Origin of the sequence: Gloeocapsa sp. DLM2.Bin57 (assembly GCA_007693955.1) — a bacterium.
Classification (GTDB): domain Bacteria; phylum Cyanobacteriota; class Cyanobacteriia; order Cyanobacteriales; family Gloeocapsaceae; genus Gloeocapsa.
On the sequence record RECR01000063.1, the window covers coordinates 1 to 12499 of the forward strand.

At 40.3% G+C, this 12499-nt stretch carries 8 protein-coding genes; 5 read left to right on the forward strand and 3 right to left on the reverse strand.

The genetic code is table 11. From position 1 onward, the window contains the following. Positions 1–86: 86 nt before the first annotated feature. A complete protein-coding gene (clcA, locus tag EA365_07190) occupies positions 87–1544 on the reverse strand; it encodes a H(+)/Cl(-) exchange transporter ClcA (protein ID TVQ45713.1) in 1458 nt (485 codons plus the stop codon). Positions 1545–1746: 202 nt separating this feature from the next. On the opposite strand from clcA, the gene EA365_07195 reads away from it, so the two are divergent. The 4 genes from EA365_07195 (at position 1747) to EA365_07210 (ending at position 7193) form a co-directional block, all read left to right on the forward strand. Further along, positions 1747–3333 carry a GMC family oxidoreductase gene (locus EA365_07195; GenBank protein ID TVQ45714.1) on the forward strand — a complete coding sequence of 529 codons (1587 nt, stop codon included), beginning with the start codon at positions 1747–1749 and terminating at the stop codon, positions 3331–3333. A 36-nt stretch (positions 3334–3369) separates the two neighbouring features. Beyond that, positions 3370–3639, forward strand: a complete 270-nt coding sequence (locus EA365_07200) for a hypothetical protein (protein TVQ45715.1) — start codon at positions 3370–3372, stop codon at positions 3637–3639. An 88-nt stretch (positions 3640–3727) separates the two neighbouring features. After that, positions 3728–4525, forward strand: coding sequence for a glucose 1-dehydrogenase (locus EA365_07205; GenBank protein TVQ45716.1), 798 nt, complete (start codon positions 3728–3730; stop codon positions 4523–4525). A 22-nt stretch (positions 4526–4547) separates the two neighbouring features. Continuing rightward, complete coding sequence (locus EA365_07210; protein ID TVQ45720.1) at positions 4548–7193, forward strand: glucosidase; 2646 nt, start codon at positions 4548–4550, stop codon at positions 7191–7193. A 141-nt stretch (positions 7194–7334) separates the two neighbouring features. On the opposite strand, the gene EA365_07215 is transcribed toward EA365_07210, so the two are convergent. Both EA365_07215 and EA365_07220 read right to left on the reverse strand, forming a co-directional pair. Next, positions 7335–9503: a hypothetical protein gene (locus EA365_07215; GenBank protein TVQ45717.1), complete on the reverse strand. Its 2169-nt coding sequence runs from the start codon at positions 9501–9503 to the stop codon at positions 7335–7337. Beyond that, positions 9500–11911 (reverse strand): bile acid beta-glucosidase, encoded by a 2412-nt coding sequence (locus EA365_07220; GenBank protein ID TVQ45718.1) that lies wholly within the window; start codon positions 11909–11911, stop codon positions 9500–9502. Before EA365_07220 ends, EA365_07215 begins: the two co-directional genes overlap by 4 nt. A gap of 104 nt (positions 11912–12015) precedes the next feature. Here EA365_07220 and EA365_07225 point away from each other — a divergent pair, with 104 nt between their 5' ends. Continuing rightward, the gene (locus EA365_07225) at positions 12016–12390 is read left to right on the forward strand and encodes a hypothetical protein (GenBank protein TVQ45719.1); all 375 of its coding nucleotides are present in this window, start codon (positions 12016–12018) and stop codon (positions 12388–12390) included. The last annotated feature ends 109 nt before the right edge of the window (positions 12391–12499 follow it).

The following is a 12499-nucleotide window of genomic DNA, read 5'->3' on the forward strand; positions in this document are numbered from 1 at the left end:
CCCTTGTCTTACCTCATGATAACTTTTCTGTAAAAAACCTACACTTGTGAGCTCTACCCCATCTCCCCTCTTCATTTCCCTATTCCCTATTCCCTATTCCCTATTCGGGATCGCGTAGCGCTATGATTGTCTTGAGAAACCTTAGGTTGATTGCTTAAAATACGCTCTAATAAACTTGTATAAATCGGTTTACCGCCTAATTGATGAGCCATAATAACAGCCGTTAATATGGTTATCATCAAAGGGATAGTTAACTTATAATTTCCTGTAATCTCCAAGGTTAACAAAATGGCTGTTAGAGGCGCACGAACCGTTGCGGCCACTAATCCCCCCATTCCTGCGATCGTCAATAATCCGGGTTCGGGAAGCCACTCGGGAAAATAACTATGAAATAATCTGGCCATTCCTTGACTAAAAAGCGTACCGATTGATAACAAAGGCGCAAAAATCCCACCCGGAGATCCCGAGCCGTAACATAACAGAGTTAAACCAAAGCGCAAAATCAATAATCCTCCCAAGATTAGTGTGGGTTCATCAGCGGTCAATGACCAGACAATAGTGCGTTCACCCCCTCCAACGATGGGATGCTCAAAATGAGGATAATTGGCTAAAGTGGGAAAATAAATACAGCTAAGTAAACCCACTAATCCGCCAATATATAATCCCATCAACCGATGCCAATGACCTTGCAGACGACCTAAAAAGTTGAGACTCGCTATCAGTCCCTGATTAAACAAATAACCTAAACATCCCAAGGAGATACCTAAAAGAACAAATATCCATGCAGACGCTAAAGGTGGCGCATCATAAATTTTAAGCTCTAAAACCGGTTCATCTATAACTAACTTCGAACCAATAACAGCCATAATGCAAGCGAAAGCAACGGCTCGATAGGCAGAAACAGGGTTTTGAAATCTTGGATGCATTTCCTCTATAACAAAGAAAATTCCGGCTAGTGGCGCCATAAATGCCGCAGCTAATCCTGCCCCACTACTGGCCGCTACTAAGATTCTAATTTGTTCTTTATTCCCTCGAATTTGTTCTCCTACTAATTGACCAATTCCCCCTCCCATTTGAATCGTGGGACCTTCTCTTCCCAAGATCATCCCACTGCCTAAAATTAAGATCCCCGTGACAAATTTGACCGGAACAATTCGTTTTCCTCTTAGGGATAAGTTGCCATCGAGAAATCCTTCAATTTGAGGAATGCCACTACCGTTGGTTTCTGGCGCCAAACGACGCATTAACCAAAATCCTAGAAATACCATTACCGAAGAGAATAAAATAGAGATTAAGGCTTCGATTAGAAAACTATTGGTGAAACTATTTAGGAATAGTAATCTAGTATTCATCACCTGATCCACCAGACGACGAAATCCCCCACCGATTAATCCCGTCAAAAAACCAGCAAGGGCTGCCCACACCCCAAATCGATTAAGTTTAATTGATGCTTCTCGTAATCGCCAATTAAAGGCCTCATTTGGTGATGTTTCTGGGGTAACGGATTGATGAACACAAGACAGAATCGAGAAACCTTTGATCATAGAAGTTAACTTTTAGTATTGTTTAAGTAGTAAAACTAAAGAAGATGCTCAAGGGACGAGTCCTGGGGTGAGTGTATCACTAAAAATATACCTCACTTGCTCGGGAGTTGCTCTAAACGAATTTGAGACAAGTATGGTGTTTTTTAGATTAATGAGCTACCATTTTAATTAAAATTCATATTTCAAAGTAAATAATTTGATTATGTCACTTACTAGTGAACACTACGATGTTATTATTATCGGTACTGGTGCAGGAGGGGGAACTCTATTACACCGTCTTTCAAAAAGTGGAAAAAAGATTCTAGTTTTAGAAAGAGGAAACTATTTACCTAGAGAAAAAGAAAACTGGGATGCCTCTCAAGTTTACGCCCAAGAACGCTACCATACTCAGGAAAAATGGCAGGATAAAGAGGGAAATACCTTTCGTCCCCAAATGAGTTATTGGGTGGGCGGTAATACAAAAGTTTATGGAGCTGCACTATTAAGATTACGAGAGCGAGATTTTGAAGCAGTCCTACATAAAGACGGTATATCTCCAGAATGGCCTCTAAAATATCGAGATTTTGAATCCTATTATCTTCAGGCTGAACTATTATACGATGTTCACGGAAGGGAAGGAGATGATCCGACCGAACCGCCTCGCCAAGCGCCCTATCCTTATCCGCCTGTCAGCCATGAATCGCGGATGCAGGAAATTGTAGAAAGTTTGAAACAACAGGGCTTGCATCCTTATCATTTACCTTTGGGAATAAAGCTCAATGAAGTTGAGCGCACGATGGGTGATTGTATTCGCTGCGATAGCTGTGATGGTTTTCCCTGTTTGGTAAGAGGTAAAGCTGATGCAGAGGTAAATTGTCTTCGTCCAGTCTCAAAGTACCCTAATATAACTCTTTTAACTGGGGCGAAAGTTCTTCGTCTATACACTAACGAATCAGGACGGGAGGTTACGGAGGTAGAAGTAGAACTAGAGGAACGAAAACATCGTTTTCAAGGCGATATTGTTGTAGTTTCATGTGGTGCGATTAATTCCGCCGCCTTACTCTTGCGCTCTGCCAATGACGCTCACCCCAATGGCTTAGCCAATAGTTCTGATCAGGTGGGACGCAATTTTATGAAGCATCTCACAACAGCAATGGTAGCCCTCCATCCTAAACCCAATCCTTCAATTTATCAAAAGACAATTGCGGTTAGCGATTTTTATTGGGGAGAACCCAATTTTTCTTATCCGATGGGTTTTATTCAGAATACAGGTAATGTCCTGCCAGATATGATTCCGGCAGAAGCTCCATCGCTTTTGTCCTCAATGCTCCAATGGCTTCCGAAAACCGGTTTAGATTTACAAGCCCAGTATGAAATGGCTTCTTTGCATTCGGTGGGCTGGTGGTTTCAAACAGAAGATTTACCTAATCCTACTAACAGAGTCAAGGCATTGAAAGATGGGATAAGTTTACACTATACGCCTAATAATACCGAAGCTGGCGATCGCTTGGTTAAGCGATGGATAGAAATTCTCAAGGCCAGTGATCGCGTTGGACATATCATGTCTATGAGCATCTATCCCCGCAACAAAATGCCCATTCAAGTGGTCGGTCACCAATGTGGGACTTGTCGTTTTGGTGAAGATCCCACTTGTTCTGTTTTAGACTTAAACTGTCGTACTCACGATGTTGAAAATCTTTATGTAGTTGATAGCAGTTTTTTCCCTTCTAGCGCAGCAGTCAACCCCACCCTCACGATCATTGCTAATGCATTGCGAGTAGGAGATCATCTTCTTGAGCGTTTAAGGTAAGTCAACGTTTGAAAGATTTTCTAGAATTGAGACATCATGAATAATCCCCTCAAAAAAACCGAAGCCTTAATTAACCAACAAGTCCACAAAGTGACCCACCGTACCAGGGAAGCCTTCAATCAAGAATTAGAGGAAATTGTCAATAAAACAATTGTCAGTCCAGAGATTGAAAAGGTTGTCGTTAAAGCCGTTGAGCGAGTCATATTCTCCTTAATAAAACGGTATTGGAAGTATTTTTCTGTTAGTTTACTGGGTCTGTTATTGCTCCAATCTTTGATTTTGGGCTTAATGCTTAGAGAAGGTTAAAATGCTGTAAACTAGATACTTTCAGAGGAAAAATTCTTCATTTTCGAGACAAAACTCAAAAATTTGGTAAATTATTGGAGTAAATCAAATGAAATTAGCAGGAAAAGTAGCCCTTGTGACGGGTAGCAGTCAAGGACTCGGACAAGCGATCGCCATCAAGTTGGCTTCTGAAGGAGCTAGTATTGTCATTGATTACCGCTCCCATCCTGAAGGTGCAGAAGAAACCCTCAAACAAGTGAAATTAGCAGGGGGAAACTGTCATTTGGCCAAGGATCACGCCCCTGATGGATACGTTGTCAAAGCCGATTTAGGCGATCTCAATCAAGTACGAAACCTCATTCAGGAGGGGATCAAGCATTTTGGTCAGTTGGATATTCTTGTAAACAATGCAGGGCTAGAAAGGCATGCACCCTTTTGGGAAATAACTGAAGCTGACTACGACATGGTTCTGAATGTCAACCTCAAAGGTGCTTTTTTTGCAGCACAAGCCCTTGTTCAACATCTCATGGAGACAAAACGCCCCGGCAAAATTATTAATATCAGTTCAGTCCATGAAGAACTCCCTTTTCCCAATTTTGCCTCCTATTGTGTTAGCAAAGGAGGTGTGAAAATGATGGCTCGGGATTTGGCAATCGAACTAGGTCCTTATGGTATCACCATCAATAATGTTGCACCTGGGGCGATTGAAACACCTATAAACACCAAGCTGCTCAACAATCCGCAGCAACTCAATGCATTACTACAAAATATTCCCCTCAAACGTTTAGGTAAGCCCCAGGACGTAGCTTCTGTGGTTGCCTTTCTCGCTTCCTCTGATGCGGACTATATCACGGGTAGCACTTTCTTTGTCGATGGTGGACTTCTCTGGAACTACCATGAACAGTAATCAACAAAAAACGAAAAAAAATATGACTGAAGAAGAAATCCGCCTAGCCCAAGATCGCGATCGTACTGCTTATTGGAGACGTTGGGGTTCTTATCTGAGCGAACGGCAGTGGGGAACAGTAAGAGAAGATTATAGTGCGACAGGGGAAGCCTGGGATTACTTATCACACGATCAAGCGCGATCGCAGGCGTATCGTTGGGGTGAAGACGGTATCGCAGGAATTTCAGATAATCATCAACGACTCTGTTTTGCCCTCGCTCTCTGGAATGGAGCCGACCCAATTCTGAAAGAACGATTGTTTGGCTTAACGGGTTCTGAAGGCAACCACGGGGAAGATGTCAAAGAATATTATTTTTATCTTGACAATACCCCAACTCACGCCTACATGAAATACTTGTATAAATATCCCCAAAGGGCTTTTCCCTACAATCAACTGGTGGAAGAAAATCGTCATCGTGGTCGTCAAACCAAAGAGTATGAACTGTTGGATACAGGCGTATTTGAAGGCGATCAATATTTTGATGTATTTGTAGAATATGCCAAGCAGTCACCCGAAGATATTCTAATTAAAATTAGTGCCATCAATCGGGGATCTGAGCCTGCCCCATTACATTTGTGTCCTACGTTGTGGTTTCGTAATACTTGGTCGTGGGATGAGAAAACAGAAAAACCTGTCCTTAAAGTCTTGCCATCTGATGCTAACTTCCAAATAATTGAAGCTTCTCATCCTAGCCTCGGACGGCGCTGGCTCTACTGCGAAAATAGCACTGACTTACTATTCACCGATAATGAAACTAACTATGAGCGACTGTTTGGGGTTGCTAATACCTCCCCTTATGTCAAGGACGGTATTAATAATTATCTCATTCACGGTGATCAATCAGCTGTTAATAGTGATCGCATCGGGACTAAAGTCTCTATTTATTATAGTCTTATGATCAACCCAGGAAAAACGCAAACCGTTCGATTGCGCCTTAGTGACTCACCCGATCTAACTAATCCTTTTGGCACTGATTTTGAGCCGCTTTTTCAAACGCGTATTGCCGAGGCAGATGCCTTTTATCAGCGCATATGTCCCAGTGATCTATCGGCAGATCAGCGCAATATTCAGCGACAGGCATTCGCTGGAATGCTTTGGAGTAAGCAATTTTATTATTATGCCGTCGATCAATGGCTAAAGGGAGATCCTCAACAACCTTCGCCCCCTTCTCAACGCCTACAGGGGAGAAACCATCGATGGGAACACTTTTATGGTGATGATGTGCTGTCTATGCCCGATAAGTGGGAGTATCCTTGGTTCGCGTCTTGGGATTTAGCGTTTCAGACAATTCCACTGGCGATGATCGATCCCGATTTTGCTAAAAGACAACTACAGAGATTAACTCGTGAGTGGTATATGCACCCAAACGGTCAATTACCTGCCTATGAGTGGTCTTTTGATGATGTTAATCCCCCTGTTCATGCTTGGGCAACAATGTGTGTTTATCAGATCGAAAAAAAAATTTATGGTAAAGCTGATCGCCTATTTCTAGAACGCGTTTTTCAAAAGCTGTTGCTCAATTTTACTTGGTGGGTGAATCGAGAAGATATAGAAGGCAATAATGTCTTTGAAGGGGGATTTCTCGGTTTGGACAATATCGGTGTGTTTGACCGTAGTAAGCCTTTACCCACAGGGGGCTATATTCAACAGTCCGATGCCACCGGTTGGATGGCAATGTATTGTTTAAATTTACTGGAAATTTCCCTAGAATTAACTCAAGACAATCCAGTTTATGAAGACATCGCTAACAAATTTTTTAAACATTTTATTTATATTGCTAATGCGATGAACAATTTAGGACCCTACCGGTCGGATTTATGGGACGAAACGGATAAATTTTATTATGATGTCCTCAACCTTCCTGATGGACAGCATATTCCTTTAAAGATCCGTTCTTTAGTTGGTCTAATTCCCCTATTTGCCGTCGCCACAATCTCTCAGGAAAGATTAGATCGCCTACCTGACTTTAAACGACGAGTCATGTGGTTTTTAGAAAATCGTCCTGATCTCGCATCTCATATCACCTGCTTGGAACAAAAAGGGATAGAGGGAATGAGAGTTTTATCGCTATTACCCATTGATAAACTACGCCATGTTTTAAGAAAAATGTTAGCTGAAAGCGAATTTCTTAGCGAACATGGAATAAGGTCACTTTCGCAGTATCATGCCCAACATCCTTATACCTTTTCCATAGGAGGACAGGAGTACCGTGTTGATTACGAACCTAGCGAATCGACGACAAATTTATTTGGAGGAAACTCTAATTGGCGAGGCCCGATCTGGTTTCCGGTAAATTATCTCATTATTGAGTCCTTGCAAAAATTTCACACCTATCTTGGAGACAATTTTCAAGTTGAATATCCAACTGGTTCAGGAAAAATGATGACACTATCGGATGTCGCTCGTGATTTGTCAAATCGACTTATGGGAATTTTTACCCAAGATGCATCTAAAAGGCGACCCGTTTATGGAGATATTGAGCGATTCCAAAGCGATCCCCACTGGCGTGATTTAATTTTATTTCATGAATATTTTCACGGCGATTTTGGTTCTGGGCTTGGAGCATCTCATCAAACGGGTTGGACAGGTTTAGTAGCCGTATTACAGCAAATATACGGTAATAGCTAAAGCACAGATTTTTGGGGTTAATCAGCCTCTAATCCTTATACATACTTATTTTGAGCGTTTTTTAACTAAAAAATTAACAAGAGGTTTCGCTAGATAAATGTATCAGGGCAAGAAACTTGTCATTGGAATCCAAAATCAGAATCAACCAAGGTTAAATTTTCTCGCCATATCTAGAATAATACCTTGTTCAGCCCGAGCGATCGCCCCATAAGTCTTAGTTATTGCTTTAGCTTCCACAGAAATAGATTGTATCCCCCACCTCACTAAGTCTGTGATTATTTCGGGGTATTCTACTGATATTTGACCACAAATCGAACAGGGTATCTTTAATTCTTGTGCTGATGTTATTAATTGTTTAATCGCTTTTTTTACAGCGGGATGTTGAGTGGTTAATTGTGAGTTAATTAAGGTATCTTCTCGATTAATTCCTAATAAAAATTTACTCAAATCATTTGTACCTATTGATATTCCTTGCACTCCCGCTGCTACGTATTCTGGTAATAAGAAAATCACTGAGGGAACTTCTGCCATAATCCATATGGCTAATGATGTTTGTTGTAATAATCCTGATTTTTCTATTAATTGATAATAATGTTGAAATTCCTCTACACTACGAATAAAAGGTAAAAGAAGATTAATTTTAGATTTTTTATATCTGCTCAATTCTAAAATAATTTCTAACTCTAATTTAAAGAATATTTCTTTAATTTTTTGATTGTGTTTAACTTCTCCTAAATATTTATTTAATTCTAATGACTCCCAATTAAGAGAACGATAAAATACGGGTTTACCAGGAAAAGCTTGACAAACTGTTTCTAGAAAATGTTGTAAATGTTCTTTTAATTCTGTTGAATAGTTATTTAACCAGGTAATTAATGAACGTTGTTGTAGCAATTCTAAAAAAAAGAATTCTGTACGTAATAAACCTACACCATCAACCTGTTTACCGGAAACTAAATTAAGGCTTTCGAGTTGACTAATATTAACGAATAATTGAGTACTAATAGGATAATAAGGTAAAGGTATATCTAATTCTAACTCAGATTGAGATTCAAAACCAGAAGGAAAAGAAACTTCACCAGTATCACCATTAATTTTGATTAAAGTTCCCGTAGTAATTAACTGAGTTGCACCCTCCGCGCCAACAATAGCGGGAATACCTAACTCTCTAGCAATAATAGCCCCATGACTGGTTAAACCTCCCGTTTCGGTGATGATACCTGCGGCTTTTTTGACTAGAGGTAACCAATCAGGAGTAAGATTAGCAAAAACGAGAATTTGTTGGGGTGGAATAGATTGCCAATGTTGTTGAGAATCAAGGATAATTTGTGCAGGAGCGATCGCTTGTCCTTGAGAAGCAGCTAATCCTTGTATAATTAAGTTAGAATTGGATTGCAAGGGAGTTAAATAGGGTTTAACCTCTGTAATATCTAACTGATTGTCTCTCCAACTCCAAGTAAAAGAGTTAACGGAGGGATAATCATTAACCAAATCAAAACAAAGATTCTCTAACTCTGTTAACTGCTGCTCAGTGAGACTATAATTAGTCTGTGCTTCTTCATCTAGTAAATATCTTGCTAATAAATCATTATTAAGACGATAAGCAACTAATTTATTACCCAATTTGTGAGTTGCTAAAACCCGACTCAGAGAATTATAGCAAAAGCGATCGGGTAAAACCTCTCCCCAATCTAAAGCCAATTTATCTCCCCAGGTGCTATCTATAATAACAGTGGAAGGGTCAATAGTAGTGACTCCTGAACTAATCGCTGTATAATAAGGTTGGAGTAAGAGAGCAAATTTTACTTGAGTGAGATTAAGTCGTCTTTTTTGTAATAACCAAAGAATTTTAGCCCTAAATAATTCAGCCCAACTGTTTTTAATACCCTGAGATAACCCTTCAGGATGATTGAGGGAAAATTGAGAAGAGAGTAACTCATCCCACTCCATAGCATTAAACACACAAACAGAGGGTATTAATTTGATAGGGGTATTAGGTAACTTAGTAACTTCCCTATAGATAGTTTCTAACCAGTCAGGAGGAAAAGTGGTATTAAGGATAATTTGACGACTTTGTTGAGCAAAAGTCTGTAAAGCTTGATGATTATGACAATCAAGACTAGCAAAATCCGTTAATAACCTATCTAAAGGAGAGAGGGTGAGAAACTGCTCAAATAGGGAATTAGAGATAACTAAACCAGGAGTAACAGGATAACCTCTCTGTTTAATCTGACTTAGAGTATAAGCTTTTTGTCCTACTTGAGGGTATGTTGCAGCATCAATCTCATCTAACCAATAAATAATACTCATTTTCCCGAGAGAGTATAATCAATCAGCCAAATTGCCATAGCGCGTAGATAGTGACTAGCGCGAAAAGTTCCCTCAGAAGTAATCGCTTCAGGAGTACGAAACTGTAAACCATTATCATAGATTTGTTGTACCACGGTTTGGGCTAACTTTAATCCTTCGGTTTGCATACCATTACGAATTAAAAAAGCAGCTAAAGCGAAATTAATACCAGTCCATACTTCTAGAGGATGAGTACTATCGGGATTTTCTGGAGTACCATCTAATTTAACCCCATTAGCTGCGCCAATTTTACCCTGATGAAAGTTCAAAAAACAACTTTGATAGATAGTTTCTAGGGTAGATTTCAGATATTGCGACTCAACCAAGTCAGGAAGTCCGAGTAATTGGGCGTAAAATTGACCCGCGAGTTGATCAGCCATAACTATCTGGGAATTACTTTGATTATCCAGACGATAATATTTACCATTCCAGAGTTGAGAGTGATAAACTAAACGAGATTGACTTAACCAGTTTTGGTAGTTAGCTAAGGTTGTCTGGATACCTTGGGGATAATCTTCTGGTTGTAAGAGAGGATTCATCGGAGGATTAGCCAGTAAGATTTTAGCGATAGCGATCGCCGCTTCTAAAGCTGTAATCCACAAACCACCACAATAAGCGCTAACTCCCTGTAAACGCCAATCATCAAAAGTCTGATCTGGTGCGCCGCTATTTTCGGGGATACCGTCACCGTCTAAGTCAAAGGTTTTGAGATAATCGAGGGTTTTAGTCACACTCGGCCAACATTCCCAGAGAAAATCTGTATCTTGTTTATCCGTCAAGACAAAATCCCGATATACTTGCAGGACATAATCGCTACTTAAATCTTTCCAGAGATTGCAATCTTGGTAACTAGTATAATTAGTTTTTTCCCAGGGATGTTCATTAGGTGCACCTAAATCGTGGGGGGTTGCTCCTGATAACTTACGTTTAGCTTCCCTTTGATTGTAGCCAATGACTCGTATAGTTTCATCTTCTTGGGGTATAGCGCGCGCAAAAGCTTCGAGGATAGCTTTATCAAGACGGGGCCAAAATTTAGCTAGAGGGAAAGAGCCATATAAGCGAACATCGAGACTTTCATACCAACGATAGTCCAGACATTCTAACACGGCGAATTGTCCTACTGGATCATTTTCTGTAGCCGCTGTCCAAAGAGTACCACCTTGAGTAAGCAAATATAATTCGTTGAATAAAGCCATTTTTAGCCAATTGGGATAATCAGGGCGATTGATAATAGGGTTTTGCCATTGTTCAATCTTGTCTTGCCACATTTCCCCGTGTTTGAGAGCGGTTCGCACCATTGCCCAGGCGTTTTGACCATTACGACCGAAAAAGTCGGTATAACGACGATAATAAGTGATATCTGGGGCAAATTCCATGATGGGTAAGTCCCAGACTATTACAAATGGTATCTTACGTGTTCTCCCAGGACGCACGGTAAAACGAACGGCGATCGCTCCTGCTATTTGTTCTCCAGGCTCTGCGGGTGTTTCATCTTGTTTATCAGCTAGAGAGCCATTGCGGGCGAAATCATCCCAGACTGCTAAGCCGTCACCTTTAGGATTCCAGCGAGTTTGATAGAATACTTCTAAACTAGGATTAAGAATACTAGCTATGCAGAATTGTCCTTCTCCCTGTTGTAATTCTTCGTGCGGTTGAATACGATTAAATAGACAACCTATTCTAAAGCCGTCTTGTATCCACTGATTATAATTCCCTGTACTATCTCCCCAACGGGGTTGATACTGATAAGTAGGGCTACCATCATCTCTAATTTTGATTTCAGGGGATTTAATCGCATTAGTAAACCAACCTACGATATTTTGCCAACTGAGCATAATACTGATAGTTATGGGTTTATCAGTAGGATTATGGGCTGTCCATTGCCATAAAGCGATGGGATAACTAGACTCTTGGTAGTTTTTTGCCCAAATTGGCGAAAATTGCTCACAAATTAACTCACTTTGGAACACTCCCTCATATTTAAACCAACTACGGGGATAGAGAGCGTGATAAGTCCCTTTGGCTTTGGGATACCATAACCAACTAGATAAACTACCGTCTTCTGGAGGTTGAGTAGCAGTAGCATAGGCTTGAGCTTCTCCCCCTTCTGGTTGTTCAAAAACAGCAAATTGACAAGCATCGAGAGTCTTAAAGACATGTTCTCCTGCGTCTAAATGCCAGAGATTAAAATCACCACGAGGAGAACGACTAAAACAACCCGCCCCAAAGCCACCTAAAGGCATCCCGTGCCACGGGCCATCATCTAGGTTACTTGCATAGCGTACAGTGTATATTTGTTCCCAGTCTTTACCTATACTACGCTGCCAGGCACAGTCAGGAATATGGGGGGGTTTAATTGGCTCAATCATAGTTTTATTTTATCTAAAGCTAAATACAAGATAGAATAGATTAAATTATTAAAAAAAGATTAATAGTTTTCCCTCAAGGATAGTCCCAATTAGGAGAAAAAACCATGACAGTAGAAAACTTACAGGAAAACGGTACTCAAACCGAAAATCAAGCTGAAAATCAAGAAACAGGTTTATCATTACCCAATCAACCCAAAACAGGGTTACAACTAAAATTCAAAGGGGATTCTTCTTTACCTAATAATAGACCCATTGAATCTAGTCATCTCGAAATCGTGAAAACCTTTTCTTCTGTTGGTAGTTTACGCCCTATTACCAAAAGCGATTTAAAGAGTACAAGTCACATTGTTTTCTCAGGTAATCGTCCGATCGCCTCTAGAACTTTACAAATTAGCGAAACTTTCTCAGTTATGGGCAATCGTCCTGTAGCATCTAATCAAATCGATGATCCTAAAGTTTTAATGGGTTATCTCGATTAATAATAGTTGAAAAAAAAACGCCCTCCAGGTTTAGGAGAGCGTTTTCTTAAATAATTAAACTTAACCTTTGATTGCAGGAGCGCTTTCGCTGCTAGCTAAATCTAAGGGG